A 17,571-nucleotide genomic window follows, 5' to 3' on the forward strand; every position below is an offset into this window, starting at 1 on the left:
GCTTTTGATGGTTTCAGTGAGCAAAGCTAGCGATTTTCATTGCTTTGTTATAGTTAATTCTCAACGACTATCATTTTATTATTTCGTTCTTTTATTGCCGCACCTAGATTTACTGTAGCGGTATAATACTGATTTATTAGATCATCCAACTCCCCATTAAACCTTGCCTCAACTTCAGCATATACTTCTTCCGAGACTTTCATATTGGCTTTATCACACAAGAAATCCAAGTACCCATTAATTGCTGCATACTTTGATTGCACTATTTGGCAACACTCGCAAATCTCGGAATATACTCCATCATCAATAAATGGGAACCTTGAGCTTCCAAGCTCCTCTAATTTAACCTTTGAATCACAAAAACTAAAAAACTCCTTTTTATAAAATTCGAAGTTTGAAAGGTGTAATTTTAACAACTTTATCTTTCTTAAAAGAGAAGATGCTTCTTTCCAAATTTCCTCGTAGCTATTAAATTCGCGTTCATACTGGATTTTCCCGACATGAACATTCGACTCAAGCCTAGATGCTTGCACAGCCATTTGGCTATCAAGCTTAGCCTTTAATTCAGTTATTTTATGCTGAGTTCTTTCTATTTCACTATTTTGAATTCTGTTTGCCCACAATTTTCCCAGAAAGCTTGATAGGCCAATCATGAAGACTGAATAACCTCCAAAGAGAGTAACTGCCAGCGAATCTAATTCTTGCAAGATGCTTGTCCTTTTTTACTATTACGCCGTATTAAGCGGACAAAAATAGTGGGTTAAAATGTGCAACGAAGCGAAGCGTAACCCACTGTTTTTTTGTTCCGTTTAAATGCCTTGCTAGCAATGTTGATACATTTATGCATGCCCCATTTTTTCAATTTCATCCCTAACTTTGGAGATTACATCCGCAGATAGGAACTCTAATTCATTTCTGATTTCACGGAACCTAGGGGTATAATTCTGTAAAAACTCCAAATTAGGATTAATTTCCTTTTGTAACTCAGTAACCAAATCATCATATTTCTTTAATATATCAACTAACTTATCTACATCAATTTCGAAGTTCGGTAAGTATAGGCGCTGTATAAACATGAATTTTTTGTAATGGTGCCTATCGTAATCAGCATTAATGTCGAGGGATCTTTGACTAAATTCATCAGTAATGTGTTGTGGTAAATCCATGCATAAAATTGCAAACTCTTCCATTTTTTGACGACGTACTAATTCAAGTTCTTTTTTCCGCCAAACTTGATGCTCAATATCTTGTTTTACTTGTTCTGTGGCTTCTGCAATCTTCTTCTGTTGCTCCGCTAACTCCTTTATATTATCTGACATCGACTGAATTTCGGCACCTTTTTTAAAGTATGCGCCAAGATAACCACCAAAAGCGGCAACACACGCAGTGATTATAGTATCAAGACCAGACAAATTACTTTCTATCATCGAGACTCCAAAATATTGCTAACATTTTATTCGTGCGCATGCGCGTTTACCTTGTTAGACCAGTGAAAACGCGCACAGTTAACTACCTGTATGCAAAGAACTTATCAGCATTCAGCTAAATACACCATCTGGAAAAACGCGCATGCGCGTTTTCCAAACCTATTAACTAAAATTCAGTTACTATATTCACCTGATTTTATAGAGTTTTATTTATTGTAGATGGAATGAGTGGGCTTTGTTTCCTAAATCAGTTGAACTAAAACCATAGCTGGTGATCTGATCGACATAGCCCATCAACTCGCCCATCAATCGTGTCAAAACCTCAATATAAAACAATCAACTGGAAGCAATACAATCAAGCCCTGATCAATCGTGGCTCACTTACCTTCTGGATTGATGAGGACGCTATCGCCCAGTGGAAAGCTAAGGCCGAGCAACCAAGGAAAGGTCGACCACGCGTATTTAGCGACTTAGCCATTACCACCGCGCTGATGGTTAAACGTGTTTTCTCGATGCCACTACGAGCGTTACAAGGCTTTATCAACTCGGTGTTTAAACTGGCTGATATTCCGCTTTCGTGCCCACATTACACTTGCATCAGCAAACGCGCTAAAACCGTCAAGATTGCTTTTAAAACCAAGACGCGTGGCACCATTGAGCACTTGGCTATCGACTCGACAGGCTTGAAGGTTTATGGCGAAGGTGAGTGGAAAGTGAAGAAACATGGCACAGATGGCAAGCGCCGCGTGTGGCGTAAGCTGCATATCGCTGTCGATACCCATAGCCATGAAATTATTGCAGCGGAACTGAGTTTATCCGGTGTCACTGACGCTGAAGTTATGCCGAATTTGCTCAAGCAAACCCATCGCAAAATCCGCAATATCTCAGGTGATGGTGCTTACGACACAAGAGCCTGTCACGATGCCGTTCGTAGAAAACGGGCTTTAGTACTCATTCCACCGAGGGAAGGTGCCGCGCTCTGGGAACAAGGTCATCCGCGTAACTTAGCGGTCAGTTGGCAACAGCTTCATGGTTCAAATAAACAGTGGAAAAAACGGTATGGTTATCATCGGCGGTCAATCTCAGAAACAGCAATGTACAGAGTGAAGCAACTACTTGGTGGCAGATTGAGCCTGCGAAATTATAACGGTCAGGTAGGAGAAACTTACGCGATGATAAAGGCGTTGAACAAACTCACTGGGCTAGGCATGCCTGAAACTTACCGTGTAGTTTAATATTCAAACGATTATGAGGAGCTTTGCTCGCTGAATCGATTTAGGAAACAAAGCCTTGTATGGCAACAAGAGTAGGTATTTTCGATTGAGATAACGAGCTGAAACACGAAAAGGGGGCAAAAGCTTTTAGCCAGATGAACAGTTCAATGGTCGTAAAGATTGTCATTGTTGCAACTGTGACCGTTGGCGGCATGGATGCCGCCGTCGAGCCCTCAGGGATGAGTTTATGGCGTGTCACAGGGGAAACAATGACAATTCATCCTACACACCCGACGACAAACTCATCTAAATTTGGGGCAAAAGTAAGTGAAAAATCGCAGTGCGAGATAAATAGCTCTGCCATTTAAGGGGGAGGTAATAGGTGATTTGGACGATGACTCAGAATGAGGTTTTACATGCCTCATTCTGAGATTAACAAAGTTAGTTACAGAGCTTAATTATCGACGACGACTTTTTCATCGATAATAACGGGTAGTTCCTGCTGTTTACCTTGGCGAATAACCGTCATCATGATTTTCTTGCCGGGTGTGGTCTCGGCAATTCTATCCATCAGCATTTCGACCCCAGGCACATCTTCGTCGCCGTATTTGATGATTACATCCCTTGGTTGTAGCTGCGCTCGTGCCGCTGGACCATTAGGATCGACACCAGTAACTAATACCCCACGTAAATCGGGCAGGTTGAGGATTTGTGCCACAACTGGGTTAATCGGTTCGCCAGAGATCCCTAAGGCACCACGGATCACACGACCATTTTTAATTAGCTTACCCATAATGCTGTGGGCCAGTTTAATCGGGATCGCGAAGTTAATGCCGTGGCCGCCACCTTCGCCGCCCACTTGGAAGGCGGCGGTGTTGATACCAATCAGGCTACCGTTAGTATCAATTAATGCACCACCGGAGTTACCGGCGTTAATTGCAGCATCTGTTTGTAAGAAGTCTAAATAACCAGAACTTAAGCCGTTACGACCCGTGGCGCTGATAATGCCTTGGGTAATGGTTTGCCCAAGGTTATAAGGGTTGCCAATGGCTAATACCACATCGCCAACCTGTGGTGGGCTGTCGAGATTGACTGGCACAGTAGGAAGATTATCGCCTTCGATCTTAAGCACAGAAAGATCGGTTTCGGGATCAAAACCTACCACTTCCGAGGTGAATTTGCGGCCATCTTGTAGGGCGACTACAATTTCATCGGCTTTTTTAATGACATGATAATTCGTGAGAATATAGCCTTCTTTACTCATGATCACCCCAGATCCTAAACCTTGGAGTGAGCCAGAATTCAATGGACGGCTCTGATCGATACTTAAGCTGTAAATATTGACTACGGCAGGTGCTGCGCGGCGCACTGCCTTAGCAAAGGACAGTTCAACTGTATTATTACCGCGGTTTTGCAGAAGTGAATTGCCAAGACTCTTATTATCGAAGTAGTGAGTCACCAATAAAAACATGGCCGCCATGATAAGGCCGAAAAGCACGGCTTTACCGAGATATAACAGGGTTTCTTTTATTGTCATGGCAGGCTAAATATTGAAAAAGGTGAGTTAGATTAACATGTTTAACAAGTTAAAGCATAGGGAACGCGCGTTCCCTATGCTGATCCGCATCTGATAATGGGATATAAATCAGACCGGCGTATCGATTAACGCAGCACTAGGTACAATAAGCTCTTACCACGCAGGATCTTCAGGGCTACAGCACCTTCTTGATCTTTGAGCTGTTCCTTGAGTGATTTGAGATCTTTCACCGCAGAACGATTGATACCGACAATCAAATCGCCTTTTTGCAGACCACTCATTGCCGCAGGCGAGCCTTGCGCGACATCGGTAATTTCAACCCCTTTAGAGGCATTCTCTAATGAGGCTCCTTGCAACATAGGATGTACAGCACCAGCCGCTTTTTCAGTGGTTTGGCTAGCTTCGCCTAAGGTGACACTCACGGTCTTCTTATCACCATCACGGATAAGGCCCAGTTCGACCTTGGCGCCTGCGCCCATGGTTGCCACTTTAGCTCGCAGCTCTTGGAACGACTTAATCGCACGGCCATCCACGCTGACAATAATATCGCCCGCCTTAATACCTGCTTTTTCGGCTGCACTTTCCGCGCTGACTTCATTTACAAAGCCGCCGTGTTGAGTGTCTAAACCAAAGCCTTGGGCAAGTTGGCTATCTAAATCACGGCCAGAAATCCCTAATACGCCGCGGCGAACTTCACCATGCTCGGCAATTTGTGCCACGAGGTTCTTCACCATATTTGCGGGAATCGCAAAACCGATACCCACGTTACCACCGTTAGGCGCGACGATAGCTGTGTTAATACCGATCAGCTCGCCTTTAAGGTTAACCAATGCGCCGCCTGAGTTACCACTGTTGATGGCTGCGTCGGTTTGGATAAAGTTTTCAAGCATTTCAATACCTAAACCGCTACGGCCTAGGGCACTGACAATCCCTGATGTTACGGTTTGTCCTAGACCGAAGGGGTTACCAATCGCGACGGCAAAGTCACCGACACGCAGCTCGTCTGAGTCGGAGGTTTTAATTGCGACCAAATTTTTAGCTTCGATTTGCAGTAAGGCAATGTCGGATTCTGAGTCGGTACCAATCAATTTGGCTTTGACTTCACGGCCGTCATGTAAGCCAACTTGGATATCATCGGCACCGTCAATCACATGGTTATTGGTGACAATATAGCCTTTGTCAGCATCGATAATCACACCAGAGCCTAAGCCTCTAAATGGACGCTCTTGTACTTGTTCCTGCGGTGCATTCGGGCCGAAGAAATAGCGGAACACATCCGGAACGCGTTGTTTAGAAACATGGGTGCCGGACACCGCGACAGAAACCACGGCGGGCGTTGTACGTTCTAACATAGGCGCAAGACTGGGTATGGGTTGTCCCTCAACAGATTGCGGAATAGCGGCCTGTGAAACCGCAGGCATCATTGTCAGGGTTGCGGCTAACATTGCGGCTGAAAGTACAGATAATTTCGTTTTCATCTATTCATAACTCCAAATAAGGGATCAAGGATCTGGATGTAATGCGTCGTCAGTTTGTGTCCGCACCAGATCGAATCTGTATCGTTACCGGCTATTTGCCTAGGTAACCATTCGGACACGCACCTCATTGAAAAAGTTCATCAATATTAACAAAGGTTAATTTCTTAACGGTTATTTTATCAACATTTTATTGACTGTAACTGAAGTGAAACTTGTGGGCTTTTAAGGTATTTTTCAAGTCCTAATAACTTCCAATCATTGAGTTTAATCAGCTAACAGCATAGTTCTACCTAATCAGTTTTATCATATTAAGCCGTTGTGCAGAGCCCTTCCGCAAGCTCACTACAGATCCAAGTTGATGGGGTATAAATATATGCTGCGTCATCTTGGCCGTGTTAATATCGACGCAGTTTTTCCAAAGGATAAAAGAGAATAATAACGTGCCCCAGTTAAGCCCTTGGCAGCATTATCAAAAAGATCTTACTCGTGATGGTTTTTCCCATGATCCCGCGCAGGAAATGGCCGTAAAGGCGCTGCAACGCGTATACGAAGATTTAACCGCTGCAGAAGCGCCCAGCTCACTATTTGGCAAGTTATTGACCTCCTTTGGCCTTAAGTCTGCGCCTGTCGCGCCTAAGGGTTTGTATCTTTGGGGCGGTGTCGGTCGCGGCAAAACCTATTTGATGGACACTTTTTTTGATGCGCTGCCAGGTAATCAAAAACTAAGGGCGCACTTTCACCGCTTTATGCATCAACTGCATTTAGATCTGGATGCGCTCAAAGGCACGCGCGATCCTTTGTTAGTTATTGCCAAACAAATGGCAGCTAAATATCGAGTCATTTGTTTTGATGAATTTTTTGTCTCTGACATCACTGATGCCATGTTACTTGGCACCTTATTTCAAGCTCTCTTTAAAGAAGGCGTGGTCTTAGTTGCGACCTCAAACATCATTCCCGATGATTTGTATAAAAACGGATTGCAACGGGCACGATTCCTTCCCGCGATCGCCTTGATCAATCAACATTGTGAAGTGCTCAATGTGGATTCGGGCATCGACTATCGCCTGCGTACACTGGAGCAGGCAGAGATTTATCACCATCCACTCGATGAGCAGGCCGATACTAACTTACTGCGTTATTTCCGTCAGTTAGCCCCCGAGGCTGAAATTTCAACCGATGCGATTGAAATTGAAGGCCGTGAAATATCCATTCGCCAACAGGCGCAAGGCGTCTTACTGGCGGATTTTAGAGCCTTATGTGATGGCCCCCGTAGTCAGCGGGATTATATGGAACTGGCGCGGATTTATCATACCGTACTGGTGAGTGGCATTGAGCAAATGGGCGCATTTTTAACGGGTGATGATATCGCCAGACGCTTTTTGGCCATGGTGGATGAGTTTTACGAACGAAACGTTAAATTGATCGTGTCAGCGCAGGTGCCGTTAGAAGACATTTATGCCGACGGCTTATTGAGTTTTGAATTCAGACGTTGTCGTTCCCGTTTGATTGAAATGCAATCCCACGATTACTTAAAATCAGAGCATTTACCCTAAGTATTAGACTATTGCAGAGCGTGCTTTGCGGGGTTTTTCTCAACAAATCTTTAGTGGCTCATTCCTTAGCGTAGTAATGAGCCACATCGATCGAATTTTTATGATTTTTGTCAAAATATCAGGTGATTTTTAACTCACGTTTGTCTATAATCCGCCACCTGCCCACGTTACTCCACCAAACTAGGTGGAAGTTGTACGCCGAGTTAAGTACTCGAAGGGGTACTGAAAGGCAATTTTGTGTTGTTTGTCATTGCAAGCAACATGTGAGACAGAAAATTAACTTTGGGTTTTTGTAATAATGAAGACTTTTACTGCTACACCAGAAACTGTAACTCGTGACTGGTTCGTCGTTGATGCAGACGGCAAAACTTTAGGTCGTATCGCTACCGAAATCGCTCTGCGTTTACGCGGTAAGCACAAGCCTGAATACACTCCTCACGTTGACACTGGTGATTACATCATCGTTATCAACGCTGAGAAAGTTACTGTTACTGGTAACAAAGCGCAAGGCAAGACGTACTACTCGCACTCAGGCTTCCCTGGTGGCATTAAGCAAATCAGCTTTGAAAAGCTGCAAGCTCATAAGCCAGAAATGATCATCGAGAAAGCAGTTAAGGGTATGTTACCAAAAGGTCCACTGGGCCGTGCCATGTTCCGTAAACTGAAAGTTTACGCTGGCGCAGAACATAACCACGCTGCACAACAACCTCAAGTTCTTGATATCTAAACGGGATTAAGCAAATGGCTGCAACTCAGTACTACGGCACTGGCCGTCGCAAAACCTCTACAGCACGCGTATTCGCTAAAGCTGGTAGTGGCAACATCGTTGTAAATCAACGTCCTTTGGACCAATACTTTGGTCGTGAAACTGCTCGTATGGTTGTTCGTCAACCATTAGAGTTAGTTGAAATGACTGACAAGCTGGACATCTATGTAACTGTTAAAGGCGGTGGTATCACTGGCCAAGCAGGTGCAATCCGTCATGGTATCACTCGTGCCCTGATGCAATTAGATGAAGCTCTGCGTCCATCATTACGTTCTGCTGGTTTCGTTACCCGTGACGCTCGTAAAGTTGAGCGTAAGAAAGTGGGTCTACGTAAAGCACGTCGTAAGCCACAATTCTCTAAGCGTTAATACGTTTTGGAATCTCAAAAAACCCAGCTTATGCTGGGTTTTTTATTGCCTAAAATTGGTTATCCTCGTATTAATCACCGATTTTTAGGGTAGAAAAAGCTAAGAGAGAGGAAGATGAGCTTACAGTTATTTATGCTAGCCATGGCACTGGTGTTGATTTTGGAAGGTGTGGGACCATTGTTATTCCCCAATAAATGGCGCCGATATTTAAATGAACTTTCCAATCAAAATCAGCAAGTTTTGCGTCGAATCGGTGGCTCATTAGTCACTGCTGGTGTGGTCATTTTGATTATTTTTTCATAAATGCCTTACCACTTGCGGTTTAAAATCTGTTAGAATTCTTTTTTAACCACAACCTTGCAGCAAACAATGGGCAAAAACGTAGTTGTTCTCGGCACTCAATGGGGTGACGAAGGAAAAGGTAAGATTGTCGACCTTCTAACAGAACAGGCAAAATATGTAGTTCGCTACCAGGGCGGTCATAACGCAGGTCACACCTTAGTGATCAATGGCGATAAAACCGTACTTCATCTGATCCCATCAGGCATCCTACGCGACAATGTTAAATGCATTATCGGTAATGGTGTGGTGCTCGCACCCGACGCACTGATGAAAGAAATCAACATGCTCAAAGAGCGTGGCATTCCTGTTGAGGAACGTCTGCTGATTTCTGAAGCATGTCCGCTGATCCTACCATTCCACTGTGCCTTAGACATCGCTCGCGAAAAAGCGCGCGGTAACAAAGCTATTGGTACTACGGGTCGTGGTATTGGTCCTGCGTATGAAGATAAGATTTCCCGTCGCGGTCTGCGTGTGGGCGATCTGTTCAATGCTGAACTATTTGCTGAAAAGCTGAAAGAAGTTATGGCATATCATAACTTTATGCTGACAGAGTACTACAAAGTTGACGCCGTAGATTACGAGCAAACACTGAGCGATGCGTTAGCCTTAGCTGACTATCTGAAGAGTATGTGTGTTGACGTGACTGAACTTTTGGATAACGCGCGTAAAGCGGGTGAGCCAATCCTGTTCGAAGGCGCACAAGGTACACTGTTAGACATTGACCACGGTACTTATCCGTTTGTGACTTCGTCAAATACGACCGCAGGTGGTGTGGCGACAGGCAGCGGCTTTGGTCCACGTCATTTAGACTATGTCTTAGGTATCATGAAGGCATACACCACTCGCGTGGGAGCTGGTCCTTTCCCAACTGAACTCTTATGTGAAGTGGGTGATCATTTAGGGACTAAAGGTCATGAATTTGGTGCGACTACTGGTCGTAAACGTCGTCCAGGTTGGTTAGATGCAGTGGCAATGCGCCGCGCAGTACAAATCAACAGCGTAAGCGGCTTCTGCTTAACTAAGTTAGACGTACTTGATGGCCTGAAAGAAGTGAAGATCTGTGTGGGTTATCAACATCCAGATGGCACTATTTCCAAAGTTACGCCATTAGCTGCTGAAGGTTATGAGCAGGTCACGCCTGTTTATGAAACTATGCCAGGCTGGAGCGAGTCAACTTTCGGTGCGACCTCTTTAGATCAGTTACCGCAAGCAGCTATCAACTACATCAAGCGTATTGAAGAGTTGTTAGAAACGCCGATCGACATCATTTCTACTGGTCCAGACCGTAATGAGACGATGATTTTAGTTAGCCCGTTTAACTAAAATCGTAGAGGCCGTGTTTCACGGCCTTTTCTTCCTCTGCTGTTCCTTCCTGTTTGCTTTCGTGGTTAGAAATTCGGCTCAAGCTCAAGAAATAGGTTATACTGCCGATGCAAGTATTCACCTTATTGTCATTGAGAGTCGTTATGCTACGTACTGCATTAGTTGCGCTGCTGCCCTTAGTATCTTCAATGTGCTTTGCTGAAACACAGGCGGTGGATATTTATTCTCAAGATCAATTGCTTGAAATGATCCGCGGTGAAAAGTATTTGGCAAGAGTCAAACAAGATGACTGTCAGTTAGTGCAAGACATCGAAGCGCGCGCAGAAGTCTTAAAGCAGCCCCTGTATCAGTTTTTGTGGGGAGAAATGCTCAACCACGGAACCTGTGTAAAAGCCAATGCGGTCAAAGGGATGGGGTTATTGCGTGATGCAGCTGAGCAGGGCAGCCCCGAGGCCATGGTGAAACTTGCCGAATATTATCAAAATGGTAAGTTTGTTATTCGTAATAAAGACCGTGCGGTCAATTATTTATTGCCAGCCGCTGCGAGTGGGAGTTTAGCCGCGCGGATGATGCTGGTCCGTTTATACGGTGAAGGTTATGGTAGTCCAAGAGACTATGAAATGGCCTATAACTGGTTATACAACAATGTATTTACCGATGAGGCGACTAAGAAAAAAGCCTTGTCATTACTGCAGGTGTTAGCCGCTAAAATGCCCGCTAGTGCAGTGGCGCGGGCCCAGCAAGAGCACTTGCGAACCCGTTGAGTTGTCTCTATTGATTGAGACAAAAATATTGGATATTGAATGATCAAAGACCCTCATTTCGAGCGTGAACAGGATAAGTACGAAAACCCTATCCCAAGTCGTGAGTATATTATCGAGTACTTACGTTCTCAAAAATCACCTATTACCCGTGACAGCATCGCTGCTGCACTACAGATCCATGATGAAGAGCAATTAGAAGCCCTGCGCCGCCGTTTACGGGCGATGGAGCGCGACGGTGAATTGGTATTTACCCGCGGTCAAAGCTACGGCTTACCTGAAAAAATGGATCTGATATCCGGCATTGTTCTTGGGCACAGAGAAGGCTACGGCTTCTTTAAACCTGACGAAGGTGGCGACGATTTATTTATCTCAAATCGCGACATGCTTATGTATTTCCATGGCGATAAAGTGCTGGCACAAAAAGCCGGTATGGATCGTAAAGGTCGTCGTGAAGCCCGTATTGTCCGTTTGATCCAGCCCCGTAGTGCTGCGATTGTTGGTCGATTCCATGTCGACAGTGGCATGGCATTTGTGATTGCCGATGATAAGCGCATTACCCAAGAAATTTTAATCGCTAGTGAAGATCGCAATGGCGCCCGTCAAGGCGATGTGGTGGTGGTAGAATTAACCCGCCGTCCCGGTCGATTTGTTAAAGCCGCAGGCAAAGTGACCGAAGTGCTTGGCAAGCAAATGGCACCGGGAATGGAAATCGAAATAGCCCTGCGCAATTACGATCTTCCCCATACGTGGTCGGCCGCCATTGAAAAGAAACTGCGCCGTATTCCCGATGAAGTGACTGAGTCTGATAAAGTGGGTCGTGTCGATCTGCGTGATCTACCCTTAGTGACCATCGATGGTGAAGATGCCCGCGACTTTGACGATGCTGTTTATGCCGAAGCTAAACCCAGTGGTGGTTGGCGTCTGTGGGTGGCGATTGCCGATGTAAGCTATTATGTGCGTACCGATTCGGCCTTAGATACTGAAGCCCGTGCCCGTGGTAACTCGGTGTACTTCCCATCGCAAGTGATCCCAATGTTGCCGGAGAAAATCTCTAACGGCTTGTGTTCACTCAATCCTCATGTTGACCGCCTGTGTATGGTTGCAGAGATGACGGTTTCAGCCCGCGGTAAGTTATCGGGTTATAAGTTTTATCCGGCGGTGATGCATTCACACGCGCGCTTTACCTACACCCAAGTCGCTGCGATGCTCGAAGGTGGGCCGATTGCGCCTGAGCATGAAGCACTCTTTCCACATCTTAAATGCTTACAGTCGCTTTATTTAGCGCTTGATGAACAGCGCGCAGAGCGCGGTGCGATAGCATTTGAGACGATAGAAACGCAGTTTATTTTTAACGAACAGCGCAAGATCGATAAGATTGTGCCAAGAGCGCGTAATCAAGCTCATAAAATCATTGAAGAATGTATGATTTTGGCGAACGTGTCTGCCGCTAAGTTTGTGAAAAAGCATAAGGGTGAAATCCTCTATCGAGTGCACGAGTCGCCCTCTGAGCAGAAACTGGCAAACTTTAAAGAGTTTTTAGCTGAGCGTGGTTTGAGCATGGGCGGTGGGCTTGAGCCAACGCCTGCAGATTATCAAAATGTGATGTTGCAGATTGCCGACCGTCCCGATGCTGAACTTATTCAAGTGATGTTGCTGCGCTCTATGCGCCAAGCTATATACACGCCTGATAACGAAGGCCATTTTGGTTTGGCTCTTGAAGAATACGCGCATTTTACCTCGCCTATTCGTCGTTATCCTGACTTAGTGCTGCACCGAGTGATCCGCTATTTGTTGGCGAAAGAAAAAGGTGAAGCCAATGAGAAATGGACTCCCGATGGTGGCTACCACTATCAACTCGATGAATTAGATAAATTAGGCGAAGAATGTTCTACGACTGAACGCCGCGCCGATGAGGCAACACGTGATGTAAGCGACTGGCTTAAATGTGAATTTATGCAGGACCATGTGGGTGACACCTTCGAGGCCGTGATTGCCTCTGTCACTAACTTTGGTTTATTCGTTCGCTTAAATGACTTATTTATCGATGGCTTAGTGCATATTTCTAGTCTGGGCAGCGATTATTACCAGTTCGATCCTATGCGTCAGCGTTTGATTGGTGAGCACACAGGTCAAATCTATCAAGTGGGTGACCCCGTTACGGTAAAAGTGGCCGCGGTAAACTTGGATGATAGACAGATTGACTTAGTCATGATTGGCGACAGTGGTAAAGGCGGTCGCCGCAAGGCGGCACCTAGTCGCGACAAACCCATGACAGCCCGTGAGCGGGTAAACCGCGAAGGCGCGAAAATGGCGAAAACGGCTAAATCGACTGGCGTTAAAGCGAAAGCGGGTTCAGATAAAGCGGCGAGTAAGTCTAAGTCTAAAGCGGGCACTAAGCCTAAGAAAAGTGTAAAAGATACGGCGAAAAAGCCAAAGGCCGCGAAGCGGAGCACGAGAAAGAAGTAAATGAAAAAACAAGATATTATTTTTGGGATCCACGCGGTTGAAGCGCTGTTAAAACACAGCCCTGAGCGCATTATTGAACTTTGGCTACTGCAGGGCCGTGAGGATGAGCGTTTAACCCCGCTGATCCGTCAAGCGAAAGCCTTTGGCACGAGCATACAAGTGACTTCACGCAAAGTGTTGGACGAGAAAGCCGAAAGTACTCAGCACCAAGGTATTATTGCCCGTGTGAAAGCGGCTAAAATCCTTGGTGAGCATGACTTAGATGAGCTGTTAGCTAAGACCGACTTACCGTTTTTATTGATTTTAGATGGCGTTACCGATCCGCATAACCTAGGTGCTTGCTTACGTAACGCCGATGCGGCGGGCGTGCAGGGCATTATTGTGCCAAAGGATAACTCCGTTGGCTTAACGGCTGTGGTTAGTAAGGTCGCTTGCGGCGCAGCTGAAACCGTGCCGTTATTCCAAGTGACTAACCTCGCCCGCACTATGCGCCATCTGCAGGAAAAGGGCGTGTGGATTGTCGGCACGGCGGGTGAAGCGGATTGCGAGCTTTATCAAGCCGATCTTAAAGGGCCGCTGGCGATTGCGATGGGCGCCGAAGGCAAAGGTTTACGCCGCCTAAGCCGTGAATGTTGCGATACCTTAGTCTCTATTCCGATGGCGGGAAGCGTCTCTAGCTTAAACGTGTCGGTCGCCACGGGTATTTGCTTATTCGAAGCCGTGCGTCAACGCCGTAGCTAATTGATATATATCAATAAAAAAGACGGGCGAGCCCGTCTTTTTTATTGCCTAAATCAACCCTTAATTGGTTTTAATAGCATCGAGGTTGGATTCGTCTACCTCGTTTGTCTCATCGTGGATAAAGCTGGGCGCTGGGTGAAATTCAAACTCGAATGTTAGCTGTTGCTCATTATCATTCTCTGCATCTTCAACAAGGGCATCGGCACCTAAATCTTCTTCATCTTCCTGCTGTGTTGGTGTCATGTGTTCCTGCACCGATTCAACATCCACCCTCGGGTCAAGCGCCGCAGCCAGTGGTGATGAGACTAAGTCACCGGTCGCCATGATGTAGTCTTGGGTGACATTGGTTTCGGTTTTTTGCTGTGAGTGAACATAACGTAGCCGTAAAAATAGGATTAAGGTACAGGCCGACATAAAGCCATAGAGCATGCTGTTGCCAAACCATTGCATAAGAGTCGAGGCGATTAATGGGCCGATGCTGGCGCCCATGCCAAAGGTGAGCAAAATGGTTGCCGATAGTCCTACCCTTTCACTTTGCTCGACACGGGAATTAGCCAGTGCGGTTGCCAAGGGATAGAAGGTAAAGCCAAGAATGCCGAACAGAAACGTCATCACCAGTGAGAGTGTCGGATGATAGGGAGTGAGGGCGATAGCTAATGCTAAGATCCCAAGCAGTACGCAGTTGATGCGGATCAGGCGACTGCGGGACATAATGTCAGATAATTTTCCCATTGGCCATTGGGCGAGTAGGCCCGCGAGAATGGTGGCCGTCATATAGGTGGCCACCTTCTCGGGCGGTAAACCTAAGTTGCTCGCATAAGCAGGCGCCAAACCGTAAAAGGAGCCGACAATCATGCTGCCAATGGCAATGGTCGTTAGTGCCTGCGGCGCTTTGCGCCAATAGTGAGCAATTTTTAAGGGGGCGGGCACCAGTGGTGCTGGGTGAATACGCCGCGTTAAAGAAATCGGGACAATACACAGGGCAAAGCAGATGGCGATCAGTAACAGCGGCTCTAGACCGAGTTCAGGATAGAGGCTGATGGCACCTTGGCCCAAGATCAAACCGAAGTACGAGACGATCATGTAGCTGGCAAACACTGTGCCGCGTTGGCTGCTTTCAGCCTGTTCATTGAGCCAACTTTCGAGCACCATGTATTGGCACATCATCCCCATACCGACGATAAGTCTTAGCAGGATCCAAATCGCTAACTCATCTACGAGTGCGTGACCAAGTGCGGAGGCGGCAACGATCCCTGCACTAGCGACAAAGGCACGGATATGTCCGACTTGGGCGATTAGCCGGTGGCCGATCTTAGATCCTGCGACAAGGCCGACATAGTAGGCCGACATCATGCTACCTATCCACAACTGCGGAACATGCATCACCGAGAGCCTAAGGCCTAAATATGTGGTGAGTAAACCGCCAGCCAGCACTGTTAATAACGTCGTGCTATATAAAGAGGCGAAAGTACGTAGCGGGTTTGTCATTAACTGCTCCTTGTATGATTGCCAGGGAGAGTATATCAGCAGTCGGTGTTTATTCCGTGTTGCAAAATGTTGGAAGTTATCGACTAATTTATCGTTTTTATGTGTGGGTCACTAAATTGTGCTGAAATGGGATTTGGCTGAGTGGGGAATTGTTGTGCCAGCCAAATCGTTTTATTGCTTGTTTATCTAAAGGTATACAGCAAGTTAAAGGTGGTGATGGTATCCGTCTGCTGGCTGCCCTCAGGAACCACTTCGGTGAACTTGATGTTCATGCCGATTTTAAAGGCCCAATCCTGAAATACTAAATTTTTGTAGTTCATATCGAGAGTCAGGGTGTTGTTATTTTCGCCCACCTCGGCGGTAAGATCGGCATTGATACTGGTGTATTCCTGTAATTTTTGAGAAAACTTTGCCGCAGTACGTAGGATCACATCCTTTTCGGGAGCGGGGTCTGGCTCTGCGACTGACTCGGCAGGCAAGTTGTATCGATAACCTGGGCCGATTTCGAGACTGAGTTTGGTCTTGTAGCTACTAATTGCGTTAAAACCATAACCCGAAGAAAGAGTTGAGATTTGGGTATAACTACCAAACTGATCCCAAGTGAAGTCGCCACGGCCGAAGATATAACCTTTGTTGAGTTTATAGTTGCTTTGAAGCTGGAGTTCGTACTTTTCTGAGGTGGTTTGATTTTTTTCAGAAGCAAAATACGCTTTTAGCGTCGCTTCCTGCTTAGTTTGTTTAGTATCGTAAATCAGTTGGGTTCGACCATTAAAACTGCTCGATTCGGTATTGCCTGTGTTCAATTGTAAGCCAGCTTCGACTTCTGCAGTCAAATCACTTGGTGGTTCCTGATAATCGGGAGGGACAAGCGCAAGTGCAGGAAAAGATAGGCAAAACAAACTAACTGGTGCGATAACTTTTAGCATTATAATGGGTTCTTGAGAGGCTGATGTCTGATATCCGAATAGGGGTGAGGCGTCATCATACCTGTATTGGGTGTTGAGGCAAAGTTATTGCTTGAGTTTCGCGTCTGCTTTCTGTACTATCTCGCGCTCAAATCAGTCACTATTTTCGTTCCTTGCCTCTATTTGGTTTGACTGAGCCAATAACGAGGCTACATAACCGTAAGGAGCAATAAATGCGTCATTACGAAATCGTATTTATGGTTCACCCAGATCAAAGTGAACAAGTACCAGGTATGATTGAGCGTTACACCGGTGTTATCACCGAAGCTAACGGCAAAATCCACCGTTTAGAAGATTGGGGCCGTCGTCAACTGGCTTACCCAATCCAAGATCTGCATAAAGCTCACTATGTTCTGATGAACGTTGAAGCACCAGCAGAGACGATTGAAGAGCTAGAAACTGCTTTCCGTTTCAACGACGCAGTTCTGCGTAACATGGTAATGCGTACTAAAGTTGCCGTTACTGAAGCATCTCCAATGGCGAAAGCTAAAGATGAGCGCGATTCACGTCGTGGCCCAGCTGGCGACCGCTCATATGATGAAGCTAACGCTGAAGAAATCGCTGAGTAAGTTTTTCTGTGACCACCAATAACTTGGTGTTGTCAGGAACCATAACCCGTTCCAGACGCTTTAAAAGCCCAGCAGGCATTGCACATAGTGTGATCATGCTAGAACACAAATCGCAGCGTTATGAAGCAGATATGCTCCGCAATGTCTACGTTCAAATACAAGTGATATTGAGTGGACCACGTTTTGAAAGCGTGGCAGATAATCTGAAAGCAGGTGTGGAAGTACAAGTACAAGGTTTTATGACGCTTCAACAGGGGCGAAATGGCCAAAATCGCTTAGTCATCCATGCCGAAAATGTCGAATTGAAAACTTAGGAGACTGTCAAATGGCACGTTATTTCCGTCGTCGCAAGTTCTGCCGTTTCACCGCTGAAGGTGTTGCAGAAATTGATTACAAAGATATCGTTACTTTAAAGAACTACATCACTGAAAGCGGCAAAATCGTTCCAAGCCGTATCACTGGTACTAGTGCTAAATATCAGCGTCAACTAGCTCGCGCTATCAAGCGTGCTCGTTATCTTTCTCTACTGCCATACACTGATTTACATCAGTAATTGCAGTATTCCTAATC

General features: G+C 45.9%; 18 protein-coding genes. 12 read left to right on the forward strand and 6 right to left on the reverse strand.

Annotated features, from left to right (window positions below):
- Positions 1-53 precede the first annotated feature (53 nt).
- Both FJD32_RS03845 and FJD32_RS03850 read right to left on the reverse strand, forming a co-directional pair.
- Positions 54-707: a hypothetical protein gene (locus FJD32_RS03845; RefSeq protein ID WP_140907775.1), complete on the reverse strand. Its 654-nt coding sequence runs from the start codon at positions 705-707 to the stop codon at positions 54-56.
- Positions 708-839: 132 nt separating this feature from the next.
- Positions 840-1,427: a hypothetical protein gene (locus tag FJD32_RS03850; protein WP_140907774.1), complete on the reverse strand. Its 588-nt coding sequence runs from the start codon at positions 1,425-1,427 to the stop codon at positions 840-842.
- A gap of 311 nt (positions 1,428-1,738) precedes the next feature.
- Between FJD32_RS03850 and FJD32_RS03855 the strand changes: the two genes are divergently transcribed.
- Positions 1,739-2,662: an IS5-like element ISSpu11 family transposase gene (locus FJD32_RS03855; RefSeq protein ID WP_069455281.1), complete on the forward strand. Its 924-nt coding sequence runs from the start codon at positions 1,739-1,741 to the stop codon at positions 2,660-2,662.
- 433 nt (positions 2,663-3,095) lie between these two features.
- Here FJD32_RS03855 and degS read toward each other — a convergent pair whose 3' ends face one another.
- Positions 3,096-4,178 carry an outer membrane-stress sensor serine endopeptidase DegS gene (gene degS, locus FJD32_RS03860; protein ID WP_037427151.1) on the reverse strand — a complete coding sequence of 361 codons (1,083 nt, stop codon included), beginning with the start codon at positions 4,176-4,178 and terminating at the stop codon, positions 3,096-3,098.
- A gap of 125 nt (positions 4,179-4,303) precedes the next feature.
- Positions 4,304-5,656, reverse strand: a complete 1,353-nt coding sequence (gene degQ, locus FJD32_RS03865) for a Do family serine endopeptidase DegQ (RefSeq protein WP_140907816.1) — start codon at positions 5,654-5,656, stop codon at positions 4,304-4,306.
- Between the two features lie 440 nt (positions 5,657-6,096).
- On the opposite strand from degQ, the gene zapE reads away from it, so the two are divergent.
- The 8 genes from zapE (at position 6,097) to rlmB (ending at position 13,979) form a co-directional block, all read left to right on the forward strand.
- Positions 6,097-7,209, forward strand: a complete 1,113-nt coding sequence (gene zapE, locus FJD32_RS03870; RefSeq protein ID WP_088586689.1) for a cell division protein ZapE — start codon at positions 6,097-6,099, stop codon at positions 7,207-7,209.
- A 298-nt stretch (positions 7,210-7,507) separates the two neighbouring features.
- Positions 7,508-7,936 carry a 50S ribosomal protein L13 gene (rplM, locus tag FJD32_RS03875; RefSeq protein ID WP_011073682.1) on the forward strand — a complete coding sequence of 143 codons (429 nt, stop codon included), beginning with the start codon at positions 7,508-7,510 and terminating at the stop codon, positions 7,934-7,936.
- A gap of 14 nt (positions 7,937-7,950) precedes the next feature.
- A complete protein-coding gene (gene rpsI, locus FJD32_RS03880; protein WP_006083052.1) occupies positions 7,951-8,343 on the forward strand; it encodes a 30S ribosomal protein S9 in 393 nt (130 codons plus the stop codon).
- Between the two features lie 114 nt (positions 8,344-8,457).
- Positions 8,458-8,646, forward strand: a complete 189-nt coding sequence (locus FJD32_RS03885) for a DUF2065 domain-containing protein (RefSeq protein WP_037422067.1) — start codon at positions 8,458-8,460, stop codon at positions 8,644-8,646.
- A gap of 66 nt (positions 8,647-8,712) precedes the next feature.
- Positions 8,713-10,008 (forward strand): adenylosuccinate synthase, encoded by a 1,296-nt coding sequence (locus FJD32_RS03890; protein WP_055647687.1) that lies wholly within the window; start codon positions 8,713-8,715, stop codon positions 10,006-10,008.
- A gap of 107 nt (positions 10,009-10,115) precedes the next feature.
- Complete coding sequence (gene motX / locus FJD32_RS03895; protein ID WP_082389636.1) at positions 10,116-10,772, forward strand: flagellar protein MotX; 657 nt, start codon at positions 10,116-10,118, stop codon at positions 10,770-10,772.
- A 39-nt stretch (positions 10,773-10,811) separates the two neighbouring features.
- The gene (gene rnr / locus FJD32_RS03900) at positions 10,812-13,238 is read left to right on the forward strand and encodes a ribonuclease R (RefSeq protein ID WP_140907817.1); all 2,427 of its coding nucleotides are present in this window, start codon (positions 10,812-10,814) and stop codon (positions 13,236-13,238) included.
- Entirely contained in the window at positions 13,239-13,979 is a 741-nt protein-coding gene (gene rlmB, locus FJD32_RS03905) for a 23S rRNA (guanosine(2251)-2'-O)-methyltransferase RlmB (RefSeq protein WP_037422079.1), read from the forward strand.
- Between the two features lie 60 nt (positions 13,980-14,039).
- Here rlmB and FJD32_RS03910 read toward each other — a convergent pair whose 3' ends face one another.
- A complete protein-coding gene (locus tag FJD32_RS03910) occupies positions 14,040-15,467 on the reverse strand; it encodes an MFS transporter (protein WP_140907818.1) in 1,428 nt (475 codons plus the stop codon).
- Between the two features lie 182 nt (positions 15,468-15,649).
- Complete coding sequence (locus FJD32_RS03915) at positions 15,650-16,393, reverse strand: DUF481 domain-containing protein (protein ID WP_047539304.1); 744 nt, start codon at positions 16,391-16,393, stop codon at positions 15,650-15,652.
- Between the two features lie 212 nt (positions 16,394-16,605).
- On the opposite strand from FJD32_RS03915, the gene rpsF reads away from it, so the two are divergent.
- The 3 genes from rpsF to rpsR are packed head-to-tail and all read left to right on the forward strand — an operon-like array spanning position 16,606 to position 17,554.
- The gene (gene rpsF, locus FJD32_RS03920; protein ID WP_011623998.1) at positions 16,606-17,001 is read left to right on the forward strand and encodes a 30S ribosomal protein S6; all 396 of its coding nucleotides are present in this window, start codon (positions 16,606-16,608) and stop codon (positions 16,999-17,001) included.
- An 8-nt stretch (positions 17,002-17,009) separates the two neighbouring features.
- Positions 17,010-17,315, forward strand: coding sequence for a primosomal replication protein N (gene priB / locus FJD32_RS03925; protein ID WP_011073673.1), 306 nt, complete (start codon positions 17,010-17,012; stop codon positions 17,313-17,315).
- 11 nt (positions 17,316-17,326) lie between these two features.
- Positions 17,327-17,554: a 30S ribosomal protein S18 gene (rpsR, locus tag FJD32_RS03930; RefSeq protein ID WP_006083042.1), complete on the forward strand. Its 228-nt coding sequence runs from the start codon at positions 17,327-17,329 to the stop codon at positions 17,552-17,554.
- Positions 17,555-17,571 lie beyond the last annotated feature (17 nt).

The sequence above is a fragment of the Shewanella sp. LC6 genome (genome assembly GCF_006385735.2).
GTDB classification, from domain to species: Bacteria; Pseudomonadota; Gammaproteobacteria; order Enterobacterales; family Shewanellaceae; genus Shewanella; species Shewanella xiamenensis.